The organism is Streptomyces sp. NPDC088766, assembly GCF_044750845.1.
GTDB lineage: Bacteria > Actinomycetota > Actinomycetes > Streptomycetales > Streptomycetaceae > Streptomyces.
The window spans coordinates 1,468-25,404 of the sequence record NZ_JBIVKQ010000029.1; the positions used below are offsets into that span (position 1 = coordinate 1,468).

24 protein-coding genes are annotated in these 23,937 nt (G+C 71.4%); 15 read left to right on the forward strand and 9 right to left on the reverse strand.

Annotated features, from left to right (window positions below; all coding sequences use genetic code 11):
• Positions 1-138 precede the first annotated feature (138 nt).
• From pgl to tkt, 5 genes are read right to left on the reverse strand one after another with little or no spacing between them, the layout of a single operon-like run.
• Positions 139-921 (reverse strand): 6-phosphogluconolactonase, encoded by a 783-nt coding sequence (gene pgl / locus ACIP5W_RS30625; RefSeq protein ID WP_401480440.1) that lies wholly within the window; start codon positions 919-921, stop codon positions 139-141.
• Complete coding sequence (gene opcA, locus ACIP5W_RS30630) at positions 918-2,024, reverse strand: glucose-6-phosphate dehydrogenase assembly protein OpcA (protein ID WP_401480444.1); 1,107 nt, start codon at positions 2,022-2,024, stop codon at positions 918-920. The genes pgl and opcA overlap by 4 nt, the downstream gene beginning before the upstream one ends.
• The gene (gene zwf, locus ACIP5W_RS30635) at positions 2,021-3,544 is read right to left on the reverse strand and encodes a glucose-6-phosphate dehydrogenase (RefSeq protein ID WP_401480446.1); all 1,524 of its coding nucleotides are present in this window, start codon (positions 3,542-3,544) and stop codon (positions 2,021-2,023) included. The genes opcA and zwf overlap by 4 nt, the downstream gene beginning before the upstream one ends.
• A 4-nt stretch (positions 3,545-3,548) precedes the next feature.
• Entirely contained in the window at positions 3,549-4,667 is a 1,119-nt protein-coding gene (gene tal, locus ACIP5W_RS30640) for a transaldolase (protein ID WP_401480448.1), read from the reverse strand.
• A 33-nt stretch (positions 4,668-4,700) separates the two neighbouring features.
• The gene (gene tkt / locus ACIP5W_RS30645) at positions 4,701-6,788 is read right to left on the reverse strand and encodes a transketolase (protein ID WP_401480450.1); all 2,088 of its coding nucleotides are present in this window, start codon (positions 6,786-6,788) and stop codon (positions 4,701-4,703) included.
• A 412-nt stretch (positions 6,789-7,200) separates the two neighbouring features.
• On the opposite strand from tkt, the gene ACIP5W_RS30650 reads away from it, so the two are divergent.
• The 4 genes from ACIP5W_RS30650 to ACIP5W_RS30665 all read left to right on the forward strand — a co-directional run bounded on the left by ACIP5W_RS30650 (position 7,201) and on the right by ACIP5W_RS30665 (position 10,627).
• Positions 7,201-8,154: a heme o synthase gene (locus tag ACIP5W_RS30650; RefSeq protein WP_401480599.1), complete on the forward strand. Its 954-nt coding sequence runs from the start codon at positions 7,201-7,203 to the stop codon at positions 8,152-8,154.
• Between the two features lie 121 nt (positions 8,155-8,275).
• Positions 8,276-8,632 carry a hypothetical protein gene (locus tag ACIP5W_RS30655; protein ID WP_401480451.1) on the forward strand — a complete coding sequence of 119 codons (357 nt, stop codon included), beginning with the start codon at positions 8,276-8,278 and terminating at the stop codon, positions 8,630-8,632.
• A 79-nt stretch (positions 8,633-8,711) separates the two neighbouring features.
• Positions 8,712-9,818: an amidohydrolase family protein gene (locus ACIP5W_RS30660; protein ID WP_401480453.1), complete on the forward strand. Its 1,107-nt coding sequence runs from the start codon at positions 8,712-8,714 to the stop codon at positions 9,816-9,818.
• Positions 9,819-9,883: 65 nt separating this feature from the next.
• Positions 9,884-10,627 carry a nucleotidyltransferase gene (locus ACIP5W_RS30665; RefSeq protein ID WP_401480455.1) on the forward strand — a complete coding sequence of 248 codons (744 nt, stop codon included), beginning with the start codon at positions 9,884-9,886 and terminating at the stop codon, positions 10,625-10,627.
• A 70-nt stretch (positions 10,628-10,697) separates the two neighbouring features.
• Here the strand turns inward: ACIP5W_RS30665 and ACIP5W_RS30670 are convergent, their stop codons facing one another.
• From ACIP5W_RS30670 to ACIP5W_RS30680, 3 genes are all read right to left on the reverse strand, one after another.
• On the reverse strand, positions 10,698-11,708 hold the full coding sequence (locus ACIP5W_RS30670) for a heme A synthase (RefSeq protein ID WP_401480456.1): 1,011 nt from the start codon (positions 11,706-11,708) through the stop codon (positions 10,698-10,700).
• 66 nt (positions 11,709-11,774) lie between these two features.
• Complete coding sequence (locus ACIP5W_RS30675; protein ID WP_401480458.1) at positions 11,775-12,545, reverse strand: ABC transporter permease; 771 nt, start codon at positions 12,543-12,545, stop codon at positions 11,775-11,777.
• Entirely contained in the window at positions 12,542-13,465 is a 924-nt protein-coding gene (locus tag ACIP5W_RS30680; protein WP_401480460.1) for an ABC transporter ATP-binding protein, read from the reverse strand. Before ACIP5W_RS30680 ends, ACIP5W_RS30675 begins: the two co-directional genes overlap by 4 nt.
• 315 nt (positions 13,466-13,780) lie before the next feature.
• Between ACIP5W_RS30680 and ACIP5W_RS30685 the strand changes: the two genes are divergently transcribed.
• Genes ACIP5W_RS30685 through ACIP5W_RS30720 form a run of 8 tightly spaced genes read left to right on the forward strand, consistent with a single transcriptional unit; the run spans position 13,781 to position 20,446 of the window.
• Positions 13,781-14,548 (forward strand): helix-turn-helix transcriptional regulator, encoded by a 768-nt coding sequence (locus tag ACIP5W_RS30685; protein ID WP_401480462.1) that lies wholly within the window; start codon positions 13,781-13,783, stop codon positions 14,546-14,548.
• Entirely contained in the window at positions 14,545-15,966 is a 1,422-nt protein-coding gene (gene sufB, locus ACIP5W_RS30690) for a Fe-S cluster assembly protein SufB (RefSeq protein WP_363091184.1), read from the forward strand. Before ACIP5W_RS30685 ends, sufB begins: the two co-directional genes overlap by 4 nt.
• A 60-nt stretch (positions 15,967-16,026) precedes the next feature.
• Positions 16,027-17,244: a Fe-S cluster assembly protein SufD gene (sufD, locus tag ACIP5W_RS30695; RefSeq protein ID WP_401480464.1), complete on the forward strand. Its 1,218-nt coding sequence runs from the start codon at positions 16,027-16,029 to the stop codon at positions 17,242-17,244.
• Positions 17,244-17,561, forward strand: a complete 318-nt coding sequence (locus ACIP5W_RS30700) for a non-heme iron oxygenase ferredoxin subunit (protein ID WP_366062366.1) — start codon at positions 17,244-17,246, stop codon at positions 17,559-17,561. Before sufD ends, ACIP5W_RS30700 begins: the two co-directional genes overlap by 1 nt.
• A gap of 7 nt (positions 17,562-17,568) precedes the next feature.
• A complete protein-coding gene (gene sufC, locus ACIP5W_RS30705) occupies positions 17,569-18,360 on the forward strand; it encodes a Fe-S cluster assembly ATPase SufC (protein ID WP_401480466.1) in 792 nt (263 codons plus the stop codon).
• A complete protein-coding gene (locus ACIP5W_RS30710) occupies positions 18,357-19,613 on the forward strand; it encodes a cysteine desulfurase (RefSeq protein ID WP_401480468.1) in 1,257 nt (418 codons plus the stop codon). The genes sufC and ACIP5W_RS30710 overlap by 4 nt, the downstream gene beginning before the upstream one ends.
• Before the next feature lie 39 nt (positions 19,614-19,652).
• Positions 19,653-20,117 (forward strand): Fe-S cluster assembly sulfur transfer protein SufU, encoded by a 465-nt coding sequence (sufU, locus tag ACIP5W_RS30715; protein WP_401480470.1) that lies wholly within the window; start codon positions 19,653-19,655, stop codon positions 20,115-20,117.
• Positions 20,114-20,446, forward strand: a complete 333-nt coding sequence (locus tag ACIP5W_RS30720; protein WP_037743875.1) for a metal-sulfur cluster assembly factor — start codon at positions 20,114-20,116, stop codon at positions 20,444-20,446. Before sufU ends, ACIP5W_RS30720 begins: the two co-directional genes overlap by 4 nt.
• A gap of 100 nt (positions 20,447-20,546) precedes the next feature.
• Here the strand turns inward: ACIP5W_RS30720 and ACIP5W_RS30725 are convergent, their stop codons facing one another.
• Complete coding sequence (locus ACIP5W_RS30725; protein WP_401480472.1) at positions 20,547-21,392, reverse strand: AbfB domain-containing protein; 846 nt, start codon at positions 21,390-21,392, stop codon at positions 20,547-20,549.
• Positions 21,393-21,817: 425 nt separating this feature from the next.
• Here ACIP5W_RS30725 and dapD point away from each other — a divergent pair, with 425 nt between their 5' ends.
• From dapD to ACIP5W_RS30740, 3 genes are all read left to right on the forward strand, one after another.
• Positions 21,818-22,801, forward strand: a complete 984-nt coding sequence (gene dapD / locus ACIP5W_RS30730; RefSeq protein WP_401480474.1) for a 2,3,4,5-tetrahydropyridine-2,6-dicarboxylate N-succinyltransferase — start codon at positions 21,818-21,820, stop codon at positions 22,799-22,801.
• A 243-nt stretch (positions 22,802-23,044) separates the two neighbouring features.
• A complete protein-coding gene (locus ACIP5W_RS30735) occupies positions 23,045-23,464 on the forward strand; it encodes a phage holin family protein (RefSeq protein WP_401480476.1) in 420 nt (139 codons plus the stop codon).
• On the forward strand, positions 23,461-23,928 hold the full coding sequence (locus ACIP5W_RS30740; RefSeq protein WP_401480478.1) for a DUF3618 domain-containing protein: 468 nt from the start codon (positions 23,461-23,463) through the stop codon (positions 23,926-23,928). The genes ACIP5W_RS30735 and ACIP5W_RS30740 overlap by 4 nt, the downstream gene beginning before the upstream one ends.
• Positions 23,929-23,937: the final 9 nt, after the last annotated feature.

Here is a 23,937-nt window from a genome sequence, read left to right on the forward strand (position 1 = left end):
CGGGGGGGGCCGGGCGCGTTTTTTGTCGGGTACCGGCGCCTCTTGGGGCTGGCTGGGGGGGCGGGGTGGTTTAATTGCCGGGCCGCCGGGGGGGGGGGGCGGACTTCGCCGAGAAGTCCGCCGCCCCCCACACGCGTCTCAGGGCGAAGCCGGCGGATACAGCGAGCGCGGCAGTCGCGCCGCCGCCGCCGCGTCCAGCAGCCACAGGGTGCGGGCGCGGCCCCGCGCACCGGCCGCCGGAGCCTGGATCTCGCCCGCGCCCGACAGGGCGATGGCCGCCGCCTGCGCCTTGTCCTCACCGGCCGCCAGCAGCCACACCTCACGCGCCGACCGGATCGCCGGAAGGGTGAGGGTGGTGCGGGTCGGCGGCGGCTTGGGCGCGCCGCGCACGCCGACCACCGTGCGCTCGGTCTCCCGTACGGCCGGCAGCTCCGGGAAGAGCGAGGCCACGTGGGTGTCCGGGCCGACACCCAGCATCAGGACGTCGAAGGTGGGCACGCGGCCGTGGTTCTCCGGACCGGCCGCGCGGGCCAGCTCCTCCGCGTAGCCGGCCGCGGCCTCCTCCACGTCGCTGCCGTGAGGGCCGTCCGACGCGGGCATGGCGTGCACGCGCTTCGGGTCCAGGGGCACGGAGTCCAGCAGGGCCTCGCGGGCCTGCGTGACATTGCGGTCCGGGTCGCCCTCGGGCAGGAACCGCTCGTCGCCCCACCACAGGTCGAGCCGGCCCCAGTCCACGGCGTCGCGGGCGGGGGCCGCCGCCAGCGCGGCCAGCAGGCCGTTGCCGTTGCGGCCGCCGGTGAGGACCACGGACGCGTGGCCCCGGGAGGCCTGCGCGTCCACGATCTTCGTGATGAGACGGGCCGCGGCGGCCTGGGCCATCAGATCCTTGTCGCGGTGCACGACGAGCTGGGGCGCGCTCACTTCGCGGCCGCCTTCTTCACCGGGGCCTGCGCCGTCGCCTCCCCCGCGGGTGCTTTCGCAGCCGCTTCGACGGGAGTGGGGGCCGCGACCGGTTCTCCTTTGGCGACGGCTTCCGGAGCGTCGGCCGCCGGGTCCGCCGCGGCGGACCCCCCGGCGCCCCGGTCACCCTCGCCGCCCGAGGTGTGCAACCGCTCCACCCCGAACCGCAGCGCCGACGCGTAGGTGTCGTCCGGGTCGAGCCGCCGCAGCTCCTCGGCGATCAGCTCCGCCGTGTCCCGGCGCTTGAGCGCCACCGCACGGTCGGGCTGCCCGTCGATGGACAGGGTGGCCAGCGAACCGTCGGCCCGGTCCAGCACGATCGGGCCGCAGGTCGTCGACAGCCGTACGGCCGTGAGGCCCGGCCCGCCGGACAGCGAGCGCTGCACGGGCACGCCCAGCCGGTCGCCGAGCCACATCGCCAGCAGCTCGCAGCTCGGGTTGAACTCCTCGCCCTCCACCTCGACCGACTCGACCTCGCAGGTGACCTGGTCGAGAGCCGCGGCCAGCATCGAACGCCAGGGCGTGATGCGGGTCCACGACAGGTCGGTGTCGCCGGGGGCGTAGGTCTTGGAACGGGCCGTCAGGTCCCGCACCGGCTGCTCGGCGGCGTAGGTGTCGGTGACGCGGCGCTGGGCCAGCGCGCCGAGCGGGTCGGCGGCCGGGTCGAGCGGCGCGTTCACCGGCCACCAGGCGACCACGGGCGCGTCCGGCAGCAGCAGCGGCAGCACGACCGACTGCGCGTGGTCGGCCACCTCGCCGTACAGCCGCAGGATGACCGTCTCGCCGGTGCCCGCGTCCGCGCCCACCCGCACCTCGGCGTCCAGGCGGGACTGGGTGCGGTCGCGCGGGGAGCGGGAGACGCGCTTGATCACCACGAGCGTGCGCGAGGGGTGCTCGCGCGACGCGTCGCCCGCGGCCTTGAGCGCGTCGTACGCGTTCTCCTCGTCCGTGACGATGACCAGCGTGAGCACCATGCCCACGGCCGGCGTGCCGATGGCCCGCCGGGCCTGCACCAGCGCCTTGTTGATCTTGCTGGCCGTGGTGTCCGTGAGATCTGTCTTCATGGCCGGCGCCAGCTCCGTCCGTCTCGTTCGAGCATCTCGTCCGCCTCGACGGGACCCCAGGTACCGGACCGGTACTGGGCCGGCGTGCCGTGCGCGTCCCAGTACTGCTCGATCGGGTCGAGGATCTTCCAGGAAAGCTCGACCTCCTCGGTGCGCGGGAAGAGGTTCGAGTCGCCGAGCAGCACGTCCAGGATGAGACGCTCGTAGGCCTCCGGGCTGGACTCCGTGAAGGACTCGCCGTAGGCGAAGTCCATCGACACGTCCCGGATCTCCATGGAGGTGCCGGGGACCTTGGAGCCGAAGCGGACGGTGACGCCCTCGTCGGGCTGGACGCGGATGACGATCGCGTTCTTGCCCAGCTCCTCCGTCGCCGTGTGGTCGAAGGGCGAGTGCGGGGCGCGCTGGAAGACGACCGCGATCTCGGTGACGCGGCGGCCCAGGCGCTTGCCGGTGCGCAGGTAGAAGGGGACGCCCGCCCAGCGGCGGTTGTCCACCTCCAGCTTGATGGCCGCGTAGGTGTCGGTCTTCGACTTGGGGTCGATGCCCTCCTCCTGGAGGTAACCGACCGCCTTCTCGCCGCCCTGCCAGCCGGCCGCGTACTGACCGCGCACGGTGGCGTCGCCCAGGTCCTTCGGCAGCCGGACGGCACCGAGGACCTTGGTCTTCTCCGCGGCGAGCGCGTCCGCGTCGAAGGAGGCGGGCTCCTCCATCGCGGTCAGCGCCATCAGCTGGAGGAGGTGGTTCTGGATGACGTCACGGGCGGCGCCGATGCCGTCGTAGTAGCCGGCCCGGCCGCCGATGCCGATGTCCTCGGCCATGGTGATCTGCACGTGGTCCACGAAGGACCGGTTCCAGATCGGCTCGAACATCGTGTTGGCGAAGCGCAGCGCCAGGATGTTCTGGACGGTCTCCTTGCCCAGGTAGTGGTCGATGCGGAAGACCTGGTCCGGGGCGAAGACCTCGTGGACGATCGCGTTGAGTTCCTCGGCCGACTTCAGGTCGTGGCCGAACGGCTTCTCGATGACCGCGCGCCGCCACGAACCCTTCGACTGGTCCGCCAGCCGGTGCTTCTTCAGCTGCTGGATGACCACGGGGAAGGCGCCCGGGGGCACCGACAGGTAGAAGGCGAAGTTGCCGCCCGTGCCCTGCGCCTTGTCGAGTTCCTCGATCGTCGAGCGCAGCCGCTCGAAGGCGTCGTCGTCGTCGAAGGTGCCCTGCACGAAGCGCATGCCCTGGATGAGCTGCTGCCAGACCTCCTCGCGGAAGGGGGTGCGGGCGTGCTCCTTCACCGCGTCATGGACTTCCTGGGCGAAGTCCTCGTGGGCCCATTCGCGGCGGGCGAACCCGACCAGCGAGAAGCCCGGCGGCAGCAGACCCCGGTTGGCGAGGTCGTACACCGCGGGCATCAGCTTCTTCCGTGACAAATCGCCCGTGACACCGAAGATCACCAGACCCGACGGCCCCGCGATGCGCGGGAGCCGTCGGTCTGCGGGGTCACGCAGCGGATTGCTGCTCGACAAATTCTCAGCCCTCCGAAGGGGCGAGGCGCTGGAGCTCCGCCTCGGTCGACTTGAGCAGGTCGTTCCAGGACGCCTCGAACTTCTCGACGCCCTCGTCTTCCAGGAGCTGCACCACGTCGGCGTAGGGGATCCCGAGCTTCTCGACCGCGTCGAGGTCGGCACGGGCCTGCTCGTAGGTGCCGGTCACGGTGTCGCCGGTGACCTCGCCGTGGTCCTCGGTGGCGAACAGGGTCGCCTCGGGCATGGTGTTCACCGTGTTCGGCGCGACCAGGTCGACGACGTACATCGTGTCGCGGTACGCCGGGTCCTTCACGCCGGTGGACGCCCACAGGGCACGCTGCTTGTTGGCGCCCGCCTTCTCCAGGGCGCCCCAGCGCTCGCCCGCGAAGACCTCCTCGTACGCCTGGTAGGCGAGCCGGGCGTTGGCGACGCCGGCCTTGCCGCGGGCGGCCTTGGCCTCGTCGGTGCCGAGCGCGTCGAGCCGCTTGTCGATCTCGGTGTCCACGCGGGACACGAAGAAGGACGCCACCGAGTGGATCAGGGACAGGTCCAGACCGCGCTCCCTGGCCTTCTCCAGGCCGGCCAGGTACGCGTCCATGACCTGGCGGTAGCGCTCCAGGGAGAAGATCAGCGTGACGTTGACGCTGATGCCCAGGCCGACGACCTCGGTGATGGCCGGCAGGCCGCCCATCGTGGCCGGGATCTTGATCAGCGTGTTGGGGCGGTCGACCAGCCAGGCCAGCTGCTTGGCCTCGGCGACCGTCGCCCTGGTGTTGTGGGCGAGGCGCGGGTCGACCTCGATCGACACCCGGCCGTCCTGGCCGCCGGTGGCGTCGAAGACCGGGCGCAGGATGTCGGCGGCGTCACGGACGTCCGCCGTCGTGATCATGCGGATGGCCTCTTCGACCGTGACCTTGCGGGCGGCGAGGTCGGAGAGCTGCTGGTCGTAACCGTCGCCCTGCGAGATCGCCTTCTGGAAGATCGACGGGTTGGTGGTGACGCCCACGACGTGCTGCTGGTCGATCAGCTCGGCGAGGTTGCCGGACGTGATCCGCTTGCGCGACAGGTCGTCCAGCCAGATCGCGACGCCCTCCTCGGAGAGGCGCTTGAGTGCGTCTGTCATGGAATTACATCTCCTACGTCTCGTGTACGGGCGTCAGCGCTGGGCGGCCGCGAGGGATTCCCGGGCCTTGTCGGCCACGTTCTCGGCAGTGAAGCCGAACTCGCGGAAGAGGACCTTGCCGTCGGCCGAAGCACCGAAGTGCTCCAGGGAAACGATGCGGCCGGCGTCCCCGACGTACTTGTGCCAGGTGAGGCCGATACCCGCCTCGACGGCGACCCGGGCCTTCACGGAGGGCGGCAGCACGCTGTCCCGGTACCCCTGGTCCTGCTCCTCGAACCACTCCACGGACGGCATGGACACCACCCGCGTCGGCACGCCGTCGGCCTCCAGCCGCTCGCGCGCCTCGACCGCCACGTGCACCTCGGAACCGGTCGCGATCAGGATCAGCTCGGGCGTCCCGGTGGAGGCCTCGAACAGGACGTAACCGCCCTTGGCCGCGTTCTCGTCGGGCTCGTACGTCGGCACGCCCTGGCGGGTGAGGACCAGACCGTGCGGGGCGCCCTTGCCGAAGACCTTGGTGTAGCGCTTGAGGATCTCGCGCCAGGCGATCGCGGTCTCGTTGGCGTCCGCGGGGCGGACCACGTTCAGGCCGGGGATCGCGCGCAGCGAGGCCAGGTGCTCGACCGGCTGGTGGGTGGGACCGTCCTCGCCGAGACCGATGGAGTCGTGCGTCCACACGTACGTCACCGGCAGGTGCATCAGGGCCGACAGCCGGACCGCGTTGCGCATGTAGTCGGAGAAGACGAGGAACGTGCCGCCGTAGACGCGGGTGTTGCCGTGCAGCGCGATGCCGTTCATCTCCGCGGCCATCGAGTGCTCGCGGATGCCGAAGTGCACCGTGCGGCCGTACGGGCTCGCCTCCGGCAGCGGGTTGCCCTCGGGCAGGAACGACGACGTCTTGTCGATCGTCGTGTTGTTCGAGCCGGCCAGGTCGGCCGAGCCGCCCCACAGCTCGGGGACGACCGCGCCGAGCGCCTGGAGCACCTTGCCGGACGCGGCACGGGTGGCGACGCCCTTGCCCGGCTCGAAGACCGGGATCTGCTCCTCCCAGCCGGCCGGCAGCTCGGCCGCCGCGACGCGGTCGTACTCGGCCGCGCGCTCGGGGTTGGCGTCCCGCCACAGCTGGTAGGACTTCTCCCACTCGGCCTTCGCCTGGGCGCCGCGCTCCAGGGCCTGCCGGGTGTGGGCGATGACCTCGTCCGCGACCTCGAAGGACTGCTCCGGGTCGAAGCCCAGGACGCGCTTGGTGGCCGCGACCTCCTCGTCGCCGAGCGCCGAGCCGTGCGCGGCCTCGGTGTTCTGTGCGTTCGGGGCGGGCCAGGCGATGATCGAGCGCATCGCGATGAACGACGGCCGGTCCGTGACCTGCTTCGCCGCCTCGATCGCGTCGTAGAGAGCGTGCGGGTCGAGGTCGCCGTCCGGCTTCGGGGCGACCCGCTGCACGTGCCAGCCGTACGCCTCGTACCGCTTCACGGTGTCCTCGGAGACGGCCGTCTCGGTGTCGCCCTCGATCGAGATGTGGTTGTCGTCCCACAGCAGCACCAGGTTGCCGAGCTTCTGGTGACCGGCCAGCGAGGACGCCTCGGCGGAGATGCCCTCCTGGAGGCAGCCGTCACCGGCGATGCAGTAGACGAAGTGGTCGAAGGGGGACTCGCCCTGCGGCGCCTCCGGGTCGAACAGGCCGCGCTCGTAGCGGGCGGCCATGGCCATGCCCACCGCGTTGGCGACACCCTGGCCCAGCGGACCGGTGGTGGTCTCGACGCCCGTGGTGTGCCCGTACTCCGGGTGACCGGGGGTCTTCGAGCCCCATGTCCTGAAGGCCTTCAGGTCGTCCAGCTCCAGGCCGAAGCCGGCCAGGTACAGCTGGGTGTAGAGGGTCAGGGACGAGTGGCCCGCGGACAGCACGAAGCGGTCGCGGCCGACCCAGTCCGCATCGGCGGGGTCGTGCCGCATCACCTTCTGGAAGAGGGTGTACGCGGCAGGCGCCAGGCTCATCGCCGTACCGGGATGGCCGTTGCCGACCTTCTGTACGGCGTCGGCGGCCAGGACGCGGGCGGTGTCCACGGCCCGCTGGTCCAACTCGGTCCACTCGAGGTCTGTGGTGGTCGGCTTGGTGCTCACCCTGGGTCAGGGCTCCTCTCCACATGTCGAATACCGGTTGCTTCGGGCGCGCGCCCACCGGCTGCCGGTGACTGGATAACCACCGGCCGTCGTCGAGCCTACCCCCGTGAGGACGTGCGTTTTTTCGAGTCGTTCCAGACTGCCGGGCCGTCCGGGGATCCGCCTCCCGACCGGCCGAAGCCGCCTTCGCCACATGAATACGGGGCCGCTCATCTGACTGCTCAATCGAGCCTCCGTGCGATCGATGAGCGCACCTCCGTACGAGAGCCGAAACGGCTGCTGAGCGCGGCCCCACAACACGACCCCACCCCCGCGAAGCCCGGGGTATGGGCAACGTCTACAGTGGCGTGGTACGCGCGAGCCTCTACCCGTACTTCACGCGGGGAGGCTCGCTGGGATGTCTCTGTCAGGGGTGTGCGTGACGGCCGTTGAATCCCGTCCAGCGGGGGTTATCGGGGCGAGCCAGAGCCCGAGCCGGCGGCCGGTGGGGGCCCGCGTCATGGCGTTCGTGGCGCTGACCAAGCCGCGGATCATCGAGCTGCTGCTGATCACCACCGTTCCGGTGATGTTCCTGGCCCAGCAGGGGGTGCCGGACCTCGGTCTGGTGCTGCTCACCTGCCTGGGCGGCTATCTCTCCGCGGGCGGCGCCAACGCGCTGAACATGTACATCGACCGCGACATCGACGCCCTGATGGACCGCACCTCGCAGCGTCCGCTGGTCACCGGGATGGTCAGCCCCCGCGAGTGCCTCGCCTTCGGCATCACCCTCGCGGTCGTGTCGACCCTCCTGTTCGGCCTGACCGTCAACTGGCTGTCGGCCTGGCTGGCCCTCGGCGCGCTCCTCTTCTACGTCGTCGTCTACACGATGGTCCTCAAGCGCCGTACCTCGCAGAACATCGTCTGGGGCGGCATCGCCGGCTGCATGCCGGTCCTCATCGGCTGGTCCGCCGTCACCGACTCCCTCTCGTGGGCGCCGGTCGTCCTCTTCCTCGTCATGTTCTTCTGGACCCCGCCGCACTACTGGCCGCTGTCCATGAAGGTGCGCGAGGACTACGCGCGCGTGGGCGTGCCGATGCTGCCGGTCATCGCCTCCAACAAGGTGGTCGCCAAGCAGATCGTCATCTACAGCTGGGTGATGGTCGCCGTCTCGCTGCTGCTGACCCCGCTCGGCTACACCGGCTGGTTCTACACCACGGTCGCGCTCGCGGCCGGCGGCTGGTGGCTGTGGGAGGCGCACTCCCTCCAGAACCGCGCGAAGGCGGAGACCACGGGCGGCAAGCTGAAGGAGATGCGGCTGTTCCACTGGTCCATCACCTACGTCTCGCTGCTGTTCGTGGCGGTCGCGGTGGACCCCTTCCTGCGGTGAGGACCCCTTCCGTACGACCCCCTTCCCGGTGCCCCTGAGCGGCCCGACGGCCGGGGTGCGTGGTCAAGGCCACGCACCCCGGCCGTCGCCGTTCGATCTACCCGTCGGTAGCATCCTGGCCATGGCAGACACCAAGCAGGTTGACGAGAGCGCGGACGCCAAGCGGGCCGCGAAGGCCGAGCGCACGGCGGCCCGCCTCGCCAAGCGGATCAGCACCTTCTCCCAGGCGCACGGCGGCGCCGAGGGCCAGGTCGCCCACCTCGGCGAGCGCGGCGCCCGGATCGTGCTCGTCGGTGAGGACGGCGGCTGGGGCGACCTCGTGGCGCCCAGCGTGGAGATCGCCGCCAAGGCGGTCGAGAAGTCCGGGATCACCGTCCACGAGAACTTCGACGGCGAGTTCGCCGCCAAGGTGACGACCGGCCCCTACGAGTGGAGCCGGATGGCCGGGATCCAGGTCGGCGGCCCGCGCAACACCTGAGCAACACCTGACGCCGGGTTCACCCGTTAGGACGTGTGAGGAGCACACCGAGCACACGGTCCAGCCGCGGGAGTCCCGGATGATCGAAACACCGTCCCTGGTGGACCAGTACTGCCACGGCATCCTGAGGACGGAGCTGGGCCTCGGCACCTTCGAGGCCCAGCTCGCCCGCACCGAGGGACCGCCCGCGCCCGGCACCACGCTGTTCGACACCCAGACCGGCTTCGCGGTACGCCGCTGGTGCCCCCCGCTGCTGGGCCTGGAGCCGCACTGCCCACCCGCCCGCTACCTCGCCCGCCGCCGCGAACTGGGGGTGCCGGAGGCGGGCCGCCGACTGCTGCGCGGCAGCGGCATCACCACCTACCTCGTCGACACCGGCCCGCCCGGCGACCTCACCGGCCCCGACGAGATCGCCTCCGCGGGCGAGGCCGAGGCCCGCGAGATCGTCCGGCTCGAACCGCTGGCCGAGCAGGTCGCCGACACCTCCGGCACCGTCGAGTCCTTCCTCGCCAACCTCGTCGAGGCGGTGCACGGCGCCGCGGCGACCGCCGTGGCCTTCACCTCGGTGGCCGGTGTGCGCCACGGTCTCGCCCTCGCGCCCGAGCCGCCCGGACCGGGGGAGGTCCGGGGCGCGGCGGGCCGCTGGCTGGCGGGGCGCCGCGTCGGCGGGGAGGTGAACGACCCCGTGCTGCTGCGGCACCTGCTGTGGATCGCCGTCGCCGCGGGGCGGCCGCTCCAGCTCCACGCGGGCCTCGGCGAGCCCGGCCTGCGCGGCGACCGCGCCGACCCCGTCCTGCTGACCGACTTCGTCCGCGCCACGGCCGGCCTCGGCACCGACCTGGTGCTGCTGCACGGCTACCCGTACCACCGGCACGCCGCCCATCTCGCCGGCGTCTTCCCGCACGTCTACGCCGACTCCGGGGCCGCCCTCGTCCGCACCGGCGCCCGCGCGGCGACGGTCCTCGCCGAGATCCTGGAGCTGGCCCCCTTCGGCAAGATCCTCTTCTCCAGCGGGGCCCGCGGACTGCCCGAGCTGCACGTCGTGGGCGCCCGGCTGTTCCGCGAGGCACTGGGGCGGGTGCTCGGCGGCTGGGTGGCGGAGGACGCGTGGTCGCTCACGGACGCCCAGCGGGTGGCGGGGCTGCTCGCGGCGGGGAACGCGCGGCGGGTCTACGGGCTGGGGTGAGCGAAGACCCCACCGGCCGGAGCGCGCCCTACCGGACGGGGCGGATGCCGTACCAGACTGACCGGATGCGGACCGAAGCCCTGCTCGACCGTTTCCTGGGCGCCCTGGCGCCCCTCGACCCCCTCGCCGTCTGGGCGCACGGCTCGCTCGCCGGCGGTGACTACCAGGAGGGCCGCAGCGATCTGGACCTGATCGCGGTGCTGCCCGGACCCGTGCGGCCCGGCACGGTGTGGCGGGTGGCCGTCCTGCACCAGAGGCTGCGCGCCGATCCGCTCGCGGCGAAGCTGCACTGCAGCTACCTGACCCCGGCCACGGTCGCGGACTTCGGGCACCGGCACCTGACCTGGGCGCACCAGGAGCTGATGCGCCGACCGGTCACTCCCGTCACCCGCCGCGAGCTGCACACCTTCGGGCGGGTCCTGCACGGCGGCGCCCCGGGCGGGCTGCTGCCGGAGGTGCCGGACCGCGAGCTGGCGGAGTTCGTGGTGTCCGACCAGCGGGACTTCTGGCGGCCCGCCGTGGACAGGGCGCATCTGTGGACGCGGGACGTCTGGGTCGACATGGGCCCGGTGACCTTCGCGCGGGCGACGGTCACGCTGCGGGAGGGGCGGCTGATCTCCAAGCGCGAGGCACTGGAGGAGCTGCCCGGCCTCGGGGCGCCCGCCGAGATCGTCGAGGACATCCGACGGCGCCGCTACGGCGGGTCCGCTCCCGTCCCCTCCGGGGAGGGGTGGCGGGTCCGCCGGGCCGAGCTGGTGCGCGGCTGGCTCGGACCGGCGGTCGACGCCCTGGTGGCGGCGTACGCCTGAGCCGGGGACACGGGCCGGGAGCGGTCACGTACGGATGCCGGGAGGCGTCACGCGTGGGTGCCGGGAGGTGTCACGCGCGGGTGCCGACGGTCGCCTCCGCCGCCGGCCCCGGCAGGCCGAGCACCGTGTCCGGGCGCTCGCGCAGGGACAGCAGGACGCGCAGGACCGCGATCCACACCAGGCAGGAGCCGAGCATGTGCAGGCCGACCAGGACCTCGGGGAGGTCCGTGAAGTACTGGACGTAGCCGATGACGCCCTGGGCGAGGAGCACCAGGAAGAGCTCGCGGGTGCGGTGCAACGGGCCCTCGGGGGCGTCGACCGCCTTGAGGACGAACCACAGGGCGAAGGTCAGCGTCACCACGATCCAGGCGAGCACGGCGTGCAGCTTGGACACGGTCTCCCAGTCCAGCGGCATGCGCGCGACCTCGCTGGAGTCGCCCGCGTGCGGACCGGCCCCGGTGACCACCGTGCCGACCGCGATCAGCAGCACGGACGCGGCCACCAGGAACCACACCAGCTGCCGCACGGCCTGGCCGACCACCGGCTCGGGCGCCCCGTCACCCTCCCGGGTGCGCTGCCACATCACCGTGGCGACCGCGATCAGCGCCGACGAGAGCAGGAAGTGGGCCGCGACCGTGTACGGGTTCAGGCCCACCAGCACGACGATCCCGCCGAGGACGGCGTTGCCCATCACGACCCAGAACTGCGCCCAGCCCAGCCGGGTGAGCCCGCGCCGGTACGGCTTCTGCGAGCGGGCGGCGACGATCGCCCAGCCCACCGCGGCGCACAGCACGTACGTCAGCATGCGGTTGCCGAACTCGATGGCACCGTGGAGGCCCATCTCGCTGGTCGAGGTGAGCGAGTCGGCGGTGCACTTCGGCCAGGTCGGGCAGCCGAGGCCGGAGCCGGTGAGCCGGACGGCACCGCCGGTGACCACGATGATCACCGACATCACGAGCGCGGCGAGGGCCGCCCGCTGAACCGTCCGGGGGGCGGGGGTCCAGCGTGCGGCGATGAAGGCGAGGGGGTTGCGCACGGCGGCTACGGCGTCGGCGCGGGTCACGTTCGGCACGCCGTCCATCGTAAGGGCCCGCTTGTGCACGCTTTCACGAGGGTCCCGAACGGGCCCGGACGGTCCCGGACCGGGTCATTCCCAGCGGAAGAACCGGCCGGCCGCGGCCAGCCCCAGGGCCGCCCACACGGCGAGGATCCCCAGGTCGCCCCACGGCATCGCGGCCCCGTGCCGGAGCACGTCGCGCAGTCCGTCCGAGAGCGCCGAGATCGGCAGCAGGGCGAGCACGTCCTGGACGCCCGGGGGGAACTTCTCCAGCGGCACGATCACCCCGCCGCCCACCAGGAGCAGCAGGAACACCAGGTTGGCCGCGCCCAGCGTGGCCTCCGCCTTCAGCGTGCCCGCCATCAGCAGACCGAGGCCCGAGAAGGCCGCCGTGCCGAGGACCAGCAGCAACAGCACGGCGAACGGGTTGCCGTGCGGCGACCAGCCCAGTGCGAAGGCGATCACCGTCAGCAGGGCGACCTGGAGGACCTCCGTGACCAGCACGGCGAGCGTCTTCGCGGTCATCAGCCCCCAGCGTGGGAGCGGGGAGGCCGCCAGCCGCTTGAGCACGCCGTACCGGCGCTCGAAGCCCGTCGCGATGGCCTGTCCGGTGAACGCCGTCGACATCACCGCGAGCGCGAGGACGCCGGGGGTCAGGAAGTCGACCGCCTCGCCGGCGCCGGTGTCGATGATGTCCACCGAGCTGAACAGCACCAGCAGCAGGGTCGGGATCACGACGGTCAGCAGCAACTGCTCACCGTTGCGCAGGAGCATCCTCGTCTCCAGCGCCGCCTGGGCCCTGATCATGCGGGGCAGCGGGGCGGCCCCCGGCTTCGGCGTGTACGTACCGGTGGCCGTCATGAGCGCAGCTCCTTGCCGGTGAGCTCGAGAAAGACGTCTTCGAGGGTGTGCCGCTCCACCGAGATCCGGTCCGGCATCACCCCGTGCTGCGCGCACCACGAGGTCACCGTGGCCAGCATCTGCGGGTCGACCTTGCCGGTGATCCGGTACGAGCCCGGCGTCGGTTCGGCGGCCTCGCTGTCGGCGGGCAGGGCCTTGAGCAGGGAGGTCACGTCCAGGCCGGGGCGGCCGCTGAAGCGGAGGGTGTTCTCGGCGCCGCCGCGGCACAGCTCCTCGGGGGAGCCCTGGGCGACGACCCTGCCCGCGTCGATGATCGCGACGTCGTCGGCGAGCTGCTCGGCCTCGTCCATGTGGTGCGTGGTGAGGATGACCGAGACCCCGTCCGCGCGCAGGTCCCGGACCAGGTCCCAGGTGGCGCGGCGGGCCTGCGGGTCCAGACCGGCGGTCGGCTCGTCGAGGAACACCAGCTCCGGGCGCCCCACCACGGCCATCGCGAGCGCGAGGCGCTGCTGCTGGCCTCCGGACAGCCGCCGGTACGTCGTGCGGCCGCAGCCGCCGAGCCCCAGCCGCTCGACGAGCGCGTCCACGTCCAGCGGGTGCGCGTGCAGCCGGGCGACGTGCCGCAGCATCTCGTCGGCCCGCGCCCCCGAGTAGACGCCCCCGGACTGGAGCATCACCCCGATCCGGGGGCGCAGGTCGGAGGCCTGCGCCACCGGGTCGAGGCCGAGGACGCGCACGGTGCCGGAGTCCGGTCTGCGGTAGCCCTCGCAGGTCTCGACGGTGGTCGTCTTGCCGGCGCCGTTGGGGCCGAGCACGGCGGTCACGCCCGCCTCGGCCACCAGGTCGAGGCCGTCCACCGCGGTCTTCGTGCCGTACCGCTTCACCAGGGCCTGGACCTGGACCACGGGCTCGCTTCGCATGGGTCCAGAGTCTAGGTTCGCGGACGGGCGCCCGGACGGGCGGGTGCGGGAAGCCGCCGCCGGCCCCCCGCGGGCGGGCTTCCGACCTGCTCCTGGCGAGAGCGGCGCACCGCTCGGTGCCCTGCTCTGCGCACGCGTGCCGCGAGCGGGACCCGGGGACGACGCCGATCCCGCGGGTGGGGCGGGGCGACGGTTCCGGCTGTCCGGCAGATCGTTCGCGCAGGTCAGATTAGGTATACCTAAGTGACGCAGGGCACCGGGCGGCGATCCGGACGCGGCTTGCCTGCCTCCGAGGAATTACGCAACAATGGCGTTGTGAAAAACGTCGGCTCGGCTCGGGAGACCCCCACGGGGGCCCCTCAGGAGGAACTGGCGACCGGTGAGCGCTCCACGCGCAACCGCGTCGCCCGTTCCATCCTGGACCACGGGCCGTCGACCGTCGCCGAGCTGGCCGGACGCCTGGGGCTCACCCAGGCCGCCGTACGCAGGCATCTGGACGCGCTGGTCGCCGACGACGTCGTGGCGCCGCGCGAGCAGCGGGTGTACGGAGCGCGGACGCGCGGGCGTCCCGCGAAGGTCTTCGCCCTCACCGACTGCGGCCGCGACGCCTTCGACCAGTCGTACGACAAGCTCGCCGCGGACGCCCTGCGCTTCATCCAGGAGCGGTTCGGCGGGGACGAGGCCGTCACCGCCTTCGCCCGCGCGAGGATCGCCGAACAGGCCGCCGGCTACCGCGAGGCGATCGAGGCCGCCGGGCCCGAACAGCGCACCCAGGCCCTGGCCAAGGCCTTGAGCGCCGACGGGTACGCTGCTACGGCGCGCAGCGCACCGGTCGGCGAGCAGCTGTGCCAGCACCACTGCCCCGTCGCCCATGTCGCGGAGAAGTTCCCCCAGCTCTGCGAGGCGGAGACCGAGATCTTCTCCCAGCTGCTCGGAACGCACGTCCAGCGGCTGGCGACCATCGCGCACGGCGACGGCGTCTGCACGACGTTCATCCCCAGGATTTCCCACACGACCGATCACCGCACCGATCACACCACCGATATCGCATCTGCAAGCACGGCCGGGAGGAACCCCGCATGACTCTCCCCACGGAGACTGCCCACCCCGAACTCGAGGGACTGGGTAAGTACGAATACGGCTGGGCCGACTCCGACACGGCCGGCGCCTCTGCGAAGCGCGGCATCAACGAGGACGTCGTCCGCGACATCTCGGCGAAGAAGAACGAGCCGGAGTGGATGACCAAGCTCCGTCTCAAGGGCCTGCGCCTGTTCGAGAAGAAGCCCATGCCGAACTGGGGCTCGGACCTGTCGGGGATCGACTTCGACAACATCAAGTACTTCGTGCGCTCCACGGAGAAGCAGGCGGAGTCCTGGGAGGACCTGCCCGAGGACATCAAGAACACGTACGACAAGCTGGGCATCCCCGAGGCGGAGAAGCAGCGCCTCGTCGCCGGTGTCGCGGCCCAGTACGAGTCCGAGGTCGTCTACCACCAGATCCGCGAGGACCTGGAGGAGCAGGGCGTCATCTTCCTCGACACCGACACGGCGCTGAAGGAGCACCCGGAGCTCTTCAAGGAGTACTTCGGCACCGTCATCCCGGTCGGCGACAACAAGTTCGCGTCGCTGAACACCGCGGTGTGGTCCGGCGGCTCCTTCATCTACGTGCCGCCGGGCGTGCACGTCGAGATCCCGCTCCAGGCCTACTTCCGCATCAACACGGAGAACATGGGCCAGTTCGAGCGGACCCTGATCATCGTCGACGAGGGCGCCTACGTGCACTACGTCGAGGGCTGTACGGCGCCGATCTACAAGTCGGACTCGCTGCACTCCGCGGTCGTCGAGATCATCGTCAAGAAGAACGCCCGCTGCCGTTACACGACCATCCAGAACTGGTCGAACAACGTCTACAACCTGGTCACCAAGCGCGCCGTCGCCTACGAGGGCGCGACCATGGAGTGGATCGACGGCAACATCGGCTCCAAGGTGACGATGAAGTACCCGGCCGTCTACCTGATGGGCGAGCACGCCAAGGGCGAGACCCTGTCCATCGCCTTCGCGGGCGAGGGCCAGCACCAGGACGCCGGCTCCAAGATGGTCCACATGGCGCCGAACACCTCCTCCAACATCGTCTCGAAGTCCGTGGCGCGCGGCGGCGGCCGCACCTCCTACCGCGGCCTCGTCGAGATCGGCGAGGGCGCCCACGGCTCCAAGTCCAACGTGCTGTGCGACGCGCTGCTCGTGGACACCATCTCCCGCTCCGACACGTACCCCTACGTGGACGTCCGTGAGGACGACGTGTCCATGGGCCACGAGGCGACCGTCTCCAAGGTCTCCGAGGACCAGCTCTTCTACCTGATGAGCCGTGGTCTGAGCGAGTTCGAGGCGATGGCCATGATCGTGCGCGGCTTCGTCGAGCCCATCGCCAAGGAGCTGCCGATGGAGTACGCGCTGGAGCTCAACCGGCTGATCGAGCTGCAGATGGAGGGCGCGGTCGGCTAGGACCCGCCCGCCACCGAAAGCCAGCGAAACCTGACGTAGGAAGAGAGCAGACCGACAGCCATGGCTGAGGCCCGAAACTCCCCCACCTTCAACTCCGTTCAGGCGGGGGGACCCCCACCGGTGGGCAGCACGACCGCCGGCCAGATCGCGGTGGCCGCCGAGTCCACCGTCGCCACGCGCATGAGCGCGCCCGCCTCCTTCGACGTGGCGGACTTCCCGGTCCCGCACGGCCGCGAGGAGGAGTGGCGGTTCACCCCGCTGGAGCGGCTGCGCGGCCTGCACGACGGCACCGCGGTCGCCACCGGCGACGGCGTCAAGGTCGGCATCGACGCCCCCGAGGGCGTCGTCGTCGAGACCGTCGGCCGCGACGACGCCCGCCTCGGCAGGGCGGGCACCCCCGTGGACCGCGTCGCCGCCCAGGCGTACTCCGCGTTCGAGAAGGCCGGTGTCGTCACCGTCCCCAAGGAGACGGTCCTCACCGAGCCCATCCGCATCACCGTGCACGGCGAGGGCGGGGTCTCCTTCGGCCACCAGGTGATCGAGCTGGGCGCCTTCGCCGAGGCCGTCGTCGTCATCGACCACACCGGTGACGCCGTGCTGGCAGCCAACGTCGACTACGTCCTCGGTGACGGCGCCAAGCTGACTGTCGTCTCCGTCCAGGACTGGGACGACAAGGCCGTGCACGTGGCCCAGCACAACGCGCTGATCGGCCGGGACGCCACCTTCAAGTCGTTCGTGGTCACCTTCGGCGGCGACCTCGTACGGCTGCACCCGCGCGTCGCCTACGCCGGCACCGGTGGCGAGGCCGAGCTGTTCGGCCTGTACTTCACCGACGCCGGCCAGCACCAGGAGCACCGCCTCCTCGTCGACCACAACACCCCGCACTGCAAGTCGAACGTCGCCTACAAGGGCGCGCTCCAGGGCGACGGAGCCCACGCGGTGTGGATCGGCGACGTCCTCATCGAGGCCAAGGCCGAGGGCACCGACACCTACGAGATGAACCGCAACCTGGTCCTCACCGACGGCGCCCGCGTCGACTCCGTGCCCAACCTGGAGATCGAGACCGGCGAGATCGTCGGCGCCGGCCACGCCTCCGCCACCGGCCGCTTCGACGACGAGCAGCTGTTCTACCTGATGGCCCGCGGCATCCCCGCCGACGACGCCCGCCGTCTGGTGGTCCGCGGCTTCTTCGCCGAGCTGGTGCAGCAGATCGGCGTCGACGACATCCAGGAGCGCCTCCTCACCCGGATCGACGAGGAGCTGGAGGCGTCGGTCTGATGACGTTCGTACGCGCCTGCGGGCTGGGCGAGCTGGAGGAGAACACCCCCAAGCGGGTGGAACTCGACGGCACCCCGGTCTCCGTCGTGAAGACGGAGGGAGAGGTGTTCGCGATCAACGACATCTGCTCCCATGCGAACGTCTCGCTCTCCGAGGGCGAGGTGGAGGACTGCCAGATCGAGTGCTGGCTGCACGGCTCCGCCTTCGACCTGCGCACCGGCAAGCCGTCCGGCCTTCCCGCGACGCGCCCCGTCCCCGTATACCCCGTAAAGATCGATGGGGACGACGTGCTCGTCTCCCTCTCCCAGGAGTCCTGAGGCACCCATGGCAACGCTTGAAATCCGAGACCTGCACGTCACCGTCGAGGCCGACAACGCCACGAAGGAGATCCTCAAGGGCGTCGACCTGACCGTGAAGCAGGGCGAGACGCACGCCATCATGGGCCCCAACGGCTCGGGCAAGTCCACCCTCGCCTACTCGCTCGCGGGTCACCCCAAGTACACGATCACCGGCGGCACCGTCACCCTCGACGGCGAGGACGTCCTGGAGATGTCCGTCGACGAGCGCGCCCGCGCCGGCCTGTTCCTGGCGATGCAGTACCCGGTCGAGGTCCCCGGCGTCTCGGTCTCCAACTTCCTGCGCACCTCCGCCACCGCCGTCCGCGGCGAGGCCCCCAAGCTGCGCACCTGGGTGAAGGAGGTCCGGGAGGCCATGGAGCGCCTCAACATGGACCCGTCCTTCGCCGAGCGCAACGTCAACGAGGGCTTCTCCGGCGGTGAGAAGAAGCGCCACGAGATCCTCCAGCTGGAGCTGCTCAAGCCGAAGGTCGCGATCCTCGACGAGACGGACTCCGGCCTGGACGTCGACGCCCTGCGGATCGTCTCCGAGGGCGTGAACCGCGTCCGTGAGACCGGCGAGGTCGGCACCCTGCTGATCACGCACTACACGCGTATCCTGCGCTACATCAAGCCCGATCACGTCCACGTCTTCTCCGGCGGCCGCATCGTCGAGTCCGGCGGCGCCGAACTCGCCGACAAGCTGGAGAACGAGGGCTACGAGGCATACACGAAGGGCGGCCCCGTGAGCGGAGCGAACTCAGGGGAGGAAGTCGCGTGACGCAGTTGCCGGGCCTCCTCGACACCGAGGCGATCCGCAAGGACTTCCCGATCCTGGACCGCATGGTCCACGAGGACCGGAAGCTCGTGTACCTGGACAACGCGGCGACCTCGCAGAAGCCGCGCCAGGTGCTGGACGCCCTGAGCGAGTACTACGAGCGCTACAACGCCAACGTCCACCGTGGCGTGCACGTCCTCGCCGAGGAGGCCACGGCACTGTACGAGGGCGCGCGCGACAAGGTCGCGGAGTTCATCAACGCGCCCAGCCGCGACGAGGTGATCTTCACCAAGAACGCCTCGGAATCGCTGAACCTGGTCGCGAACATGCTGGGCTGGGCCGACGAGCCCTACCGCGTGGACTCCGAGACCGAGATCGTCATCACCGAGATGGAGCACCACTCCAACATCGTGCCGTGGCAGCTGCTGTCGCAGCGCACGGGCGCGAAGCTGAAGTGGTTCGGTCTCACCGACGACGGCCGCCTCGACCTGTCGAACATCGACGAGATCATCACGGAGAAGACGAAGATCGTCTCCTTCGTGCTGGTGTCGAACATCCTGGGCACGGTCAACCCGGTCGAGGCGATAGTGCGCCGCGCGCAGGAGGTCGGCGCCCTGGTGTGCATCGACGCCTCGCAGGCCGCGCCGCACATGCCGATGGACGTCCAGGCCCTCCAGGCCGACTTCGTGGCCTTCACCGGCCACAAGATGTGCGGCCCGACCGGCATCGGCGTCCTGTGGGGCCGCCAGGAGCTGCTGGAGGACCTGCCCCCGTTCCTGGGCGGCGGCGAGATGATCGAGACGGTGTCGATGCACTCCTCGACCTACGCGCCCGCCCCCCACAAGTTCGAGGCGGGCACCCCGCCGATCGCGCAGGCGGTCGGTCTGGGCGCGGCGATCGACTACCTGTCCGCGATCGGCATGGACAAGATCCTCGCCCACGAGCACGCGATCACCGAGTACGCGGTGAAGCGGCTCGGCGAGGTCCCCGACCTGCGGATCATCGGCCCGGCCACGGCCGAGGAACGCGGCGCCGCGATCTCCTTCACGCTCGGCGACATCCACCCGCACGACGTGGGCCAGGTCCTCGACGAGCAGGGCATCGCGGTCCGGGTCGGACACCACTGCGCGCGTCCCGTCTGCCTGCGCTACGGAATTCCCGCGACCACGCGAGCGTCGTTCTATCTGTACTCCACGCCCGCCGAGATCGACGCGTTGGTCGAGGGCCTGGAGCACGTACGGAACTTCTTCGGCTGAGGGGCGTGACGACGACGATGGGACGCGAGGTTAGCTGACGTGAAGCTGGACTCCATGTACCAGGAAGTCATCCTGGACCACTACAAGAACCCGCACGGGCGGGGCTTGCGGGACGGCGACGCCGAGGTGCACCACGTCAACCCGACGTGCGGCGACGAGATCACCCTGCGGGTGAAGTACGACGGCACGACCGTCGAGGACGTCTCGTACGAGGGTCAGGGCTGCTCCATCAGCCAGGCCTCGGCCTCCGTGCTGAACGAGCTCCTCGTCGGCAAGAGCGTCTCCGAGGCACAGAAGATCCAGGAGACCTTCCTGGAGCTGATGCAGTCCAAGGGCCGGGTCGAACCGGACGACGCGATGGAGGAGGTGCTGGAGGACGCGGTCGCGTTCGCCGGTGTCTCCAAGTACCCGGCACGGGTCAAGTGCGCCCTCCTCAGCTGGATGGCGTGGAAGGACGCGACGGCCCAGGCGCTGGGCGCCGACGCCGAAAGGAAGACGGCATGAGCGAGACCGTTGAGATGAAGCCGGCCTCCGAGGAGGAGCTCCGCGAGGCGCTGTACGACGTCGTCGACCCCGAACTGGGCATCGACGTCGTCAACCTCGGGCTGATCTACGGCATCCACATCGACGACGCGAACATCGCGACGATCGACATGACCCTGACCTCCGCGGCCTGCCCGCTGACGGACGTCATCGAGGACCAGGCGAAGTCCGCCACGGACGGCCTGGTCAACGAGTTGCGCATCAACTGGGTCTGGATGCCGCCGTGGGGCCCGGACAAGATCACGGACGACGGACGCGAGCAGCTCCGCGCGCTCGGCTTCAACGTCTGAGATCCCGGTACCTCCGCAGCACACCCGCACCACGAAAGAACGGCGACGTCCGCGCGGACGTCGCCGTTCTTTCGTGGTGCGGGTCTTTCGCGCGCGGGTCCTACGCCAGCCCCTCCACGAGCCGGAAGGCGGAGTCGGCCGCGTACTGACCGCCGTTCTGGTAGCGCTGCAGCTTCACCTGGAAGCTCTGGTGGCGCAGGAAGTACCCCGGATAGTTCACCGACTCCAGCATGACCGCGCCGGAGGCGGAGTCGGCGGGGCGGGCGCAGAAGGTGGCGTCCTGCCGGAACAGCGAGGAGCCGTCGTCGCGTTCCGCGCGCAGCACGAAGTCGCGGTGGCGCAGGTAGGTCCCGTCGGACGTGCGGAACGAATGACACGCGCCGCCCGCCAGGCCGTTCACCACCGTGAAGGTGGCGTCCGCCCGGAACTCCGAGCCCCCGGCGGCTTCGAGCCGCACCTGGCCGCCGCCCACCCGCCAGTAGCGGTCGGGGTAGTTGACGGACCGCACCGACCGCCGCACGGTCACCGGCTGCGGACCGGAACCGCCCCCGCCGGCCGAGGCGGACGGGGAGGGCGGGGCCGACGGGGCCGGCGGGGGCGGTGAGGAACTGCCGCCGGGCGACGGCGACGAGGAGGCCTGCGCGGACGGCGAGGCACTCGCCCGCGCGGCCGGCGCCGAGGGCGAACCGCTCGCCGAGGGCGAGGCGAAGGAGATGAGCCCCGGTGACGTCTCCTTGTCGGACACGGTCCGCCCCGACCGGGCGGCCGACCGTTCGCCGGAAGGCCGGTCGGTGAGCGAGACGGTGGCGACGCAGACCACGACGGTCGCGACGGCGAGGACGCCGGCCAGCCACAGCCGCCGCGTCCCGGGTACCCGGGAGGTGTCCGGGGCCCAGCCGTTCTCCCAGGGATGCTCGGGGGAAGGCCGGGACTTGTTGTCTGGCATGCGCTGTTCCTCCAGTGGCGCCCAAAGGGCGAACACGGCTGCGACGGCCCGGTGTTTGAACGGTGAAACAGTAGCGGAACCGGTGGCTCCCGAGCAGGCGTTTGGGAGAGCGGTTTCCGCGCCGGGTTCCGAGTGCGGTGGAGGACCGGAACGGTTGGCCGGATCTGCCGGATGAGTCGGATCTGCCGGATGAGCCGGATGAGCCGGATGAGCCGGAGTCGGCGGGAGTGGCCGGGCCGGGGCCGGCGGGAGTGGCTGGGCCGGCCGAGCGGCCGCCGGGAGCGGGGCCGTGGCACGCCTCCCCGTCGGCGGCCTGACACGCCTCGCCGCCGCTTCCGGCCCGCCCGCCGCCGCTTCCCGCCCGCCACCTGAGACACCGCCCGGCGGGTTGGCCTCCACCCGTTCCCGCCGGTTAGGTTTCCCTCATGACCGACACGACTCGCACCACCGGCGCCGCGGCCGCCGGCCTCGCCACCCTCGCCGCCGACGGCACCGTTCTCGACACCTGGTTCCCCGCCCCCCGGCTCACCGACGAGCCCGGCCCGTCCGGCACCGAGCGCCTGTCCGCCGAGAAGGCCGTGGAACTGCTCGGCGAGGGAGCCGCCAGGGCGATCGGCCCGGACGCCCGGCGAGGCGTCGAAGTGGTCGCGGTCCGCACGGTCATCAGCTCCCTCGACGACAAGCCGATCGACACGCACGACGCCTACCTGCGCCTGCACCTGCTCTCCCACCGCCTGGTCAAGCCGCACGGCCAGAGCCTGGACGGCATCTTCGGCCTGCTCGCGAACGTCGCCTGGACCTCCCTCGGCCCGGTCGCCGTGGACGACGTCGAGAAGGTCCGGCTGAACGCCCGCGCCGAGGGCCTGCACCTGCAGGTGACGTCGATCGACAAGTTCCCGCGCATGACGGACTACGTGGCCCCGAAGGGCGTCCGCATCGCCGACGCCGACCGGGTCCGCCTGGGCGCGCACCTGGCCGAGGGCACCACGGTCATGCACGAGGGCTTCGTGAACTTCAACGCGGGCACGCTCGGCACGTCGATGGTCGAGGGCCGTATCTCCGCGGGCGTCGTGGTGGGCGACGGCTCGGACATCGGCGGCGGCGCCTCCACGATGGGCACCCTCTCCGGCGGCGGCAACGTGATCATCGCCATCGGCGAGCGCTGCCTGATCGGCGCCGAGGCCGGCGTCGGCATCGCCCTCGGCGACGAGTGCGTGGTGGAGGCCGGCCTGTACGTCACCGCGGGCACCCGCGTGACGATGCCCGACGGCCAGATCGTCAAGGCCCGCGAACTCTCCGGCGCCTCCCACATCCTGTTCCGCCGCAACTCCGTGACCGGCACGGTGGAGGCCCGTCCGAACAACGCGGTGTGGGGCGGCCTGAACGAGATCCTGCACAGCCACAACTGACATCCCGACGCCGGGCCGGGGCCCGTACCGCGGACACCCGCGGTACGGGCCCCGGTCTGTGCCGGTGGCGGGGCCGGTGACGACCGGCCGGCGTGATCGTGAAGCTCCACTCAAATCTGCTACGAGGTACGGCTGAGGAGTGCTTCGACGTCGTCGGCCCCGCGGGTACTCGCCGCACCGCACGGGTAGCCGTCGGTCCTGCGGGTACCCGGACCGTCACCACCGCGAGAGGAGGCGGAACACGTGACCGGGACCACGGAGACCCAACCCGTCCATGACGGGCACCGCACGGTCGGGGAACTCGTCGGACAGGCGAGCGAACAGCTCTCCCGGCTCGTCCGGCAGGAGATGGCACTGGCCAAGGAGGAGCTGGCCGAGAAGGGACGCCGCGCCGGCCGCGGCGGCGGTCTGCTGGGGGCCGCGGGCGCGTTCGCGTACGCCGGTCTGCTGGCACTCGCCGGTACGGGCGTCGCCGCCCTCTCGCTGGTGCTGCCGGTCTGGGCCGCGGCGCTGATCGTGACGGCGGTGCTGTTCGTGATCGCCGCCGTCCTGGGCGCGACCGGACGCAATCAGCTGCGTCAGGCCACGCCGCCCACCCCCGAGGCGGCCCTCGGCAGCGTCAAGGCGGACGTCGAGGAGATCAGGGAAAGGGCGCACCGATGACGGACAGGGCGGCCGCGGACGGTGCCGCGGAGCTGCGCAGGCAGATAGCACAGACCAGGAACCAGCTGGGCGCCACGGTCGAGGAGCTGGCGGCGAAGACGGACCTCCGCGGGCGGGCCAAGGCCCGCGCGGCCGACCTCAGGGACCGTGCCGGCGCGATGACGGTCCAGCTCCGCAGCACGGCGGCCCAGGCGGGCCACACCGTCCAGGAGAAGGCGGGCCGCGTCGGCCACACGGCCCGCGACCGGGCGAAGGACACGCGGTACGAACTCCGGAGCAAGGCCGCGAAGGCGGGCGAGGAGCTGCAGGGCACGGCGTCCCACGCGGAACGCGCCGCCCCGGCGCCGCTGCGGGCGCCGGTCCGGTTCGCCGTGCGGCACCCGGGGCCGGTGGTGATCGTGGCCGCGGCGGGCGTCGCGATCGTGGTGGCGGGGGTGCTCGGACGCCGCCGCTGCGCACGCTGACCCGGCCCC

Excerpts from the sequence above, each read along its gene's own strand:
- opcA (WP_401480444.1), bottom strand. The coding sequence starts at position 2,024 with ATGAAGACAGATCTCACGGACACCACGGCCAGCAAGATCAACAAGGCG.
- tal (WP_401480448.1), bottom strand. The coding sequence starts at position 4,667 with ATGACAGACGCACTCAAGCGCCTCTCCGAGGAGGGCGTCGCGATCTGG.
- ACIP5W_RS30655 (WP_401480451.1), top strand. The coding sequence starts at position 8,276 with ATGGCAGACACCAAGCAGGTTGACGAGAGCGCGGACGCCAAGCGGGCC.
- ACIP5W_RS30660 (WP_401480453.1), top strand. The coding sequence starts at position 8,712 with ATGATCGAAACACCGTCCCTGGTGGACCAGTACTGCCACGGCATCCTG.
- ACIP5W_RS30665 (WP_401480455.1), top strand. The coding sequence starts at position 9,884 with ATGCGGACCGAAGCCCTGCTCGACCGTTTCCTGGGCGCCCTGGCGCCC.
- ACIP5W_RS30670 (WP_401480456.1), bottom strand. The coding sequence starts at position 11,708 with ATGGACGGCGTGCCGAACGTGACCCGCGCCGACGCCGTAGCCGCCGTG.
- ACIP5W_RS30675 (WP_401480458.1), bottom strand. The coding sequence starts at position 12,545 with ATGACGGCCACCGGTACGTACACGCCGAAGCCGGGGGCCGCCCCGCTG.
- ACIP5W_RS30680 (WP_401480460.1), bottom strand. The coding sequence starts at position 13,465 with ATGCGAAGCGAGCCCGTGGTCCAGGTCCAGGCCCTGGTGAAGCGGTAC.
- sufB (WP_363091184.1), top strand. The coding sequence starts at position 14,545 with ATGACTCTCCCCACGGAGACTGCCCACCCCGAACTCGAGGGACTGGGT.
- sufD (WP_401480464.1), top strand. The coding sequence starts at position 16,027 with ATGGCTGAGGCCCGAAACTCCCCCACCTTCAACTCCGTTCAGGCGGGG.
- ACIP5W_RS30700 (WP_366062366.1), top strand. The coding sequence starts at position 17,244 with ATGACGTTCGTACGCGCCTGCGGGCTGGGCGAGCTGGAGGAGAACACC.
- sufC (WP_401480466.1), top strand. The coding sequence starts at position 17,569 with ATGGCAACGCTTGAAATCCGAGACCTGCACGTCACCGTCGAGGCCGAC.
- ACIP5W_RS30720 (WP_037743875.1), top strand. The coding sequence starts at position 20,114 with ATGAGCGAGACCGTTGAGATGAAGCCGGCCTCCGAGGAGGAGCTCCGC.
- ACIP5W_RS30725 (WP_401480472.1), bottom strand. The coding sequence starts at position 21,392 with ATGCCAGACAACAAGTCCCGGCCTTCCCCCGAGCATCCCTGGGAGAAC.
- dapD (WP_401480474.1), top strand. The coding sequence starts at position 21,818 with ATGACCGACACGACTCGCACCACCGGCGCCGCGGCCGCCGGCCTCGCC.
- ACIP5W_RS30740 (WP_401480478.1), top strand. The coding sequence starts at position 23,461 with ATGACGGACAGGGCGGCCGCGGACGGTGCCGCGGAGCTGCGCAGGCAG.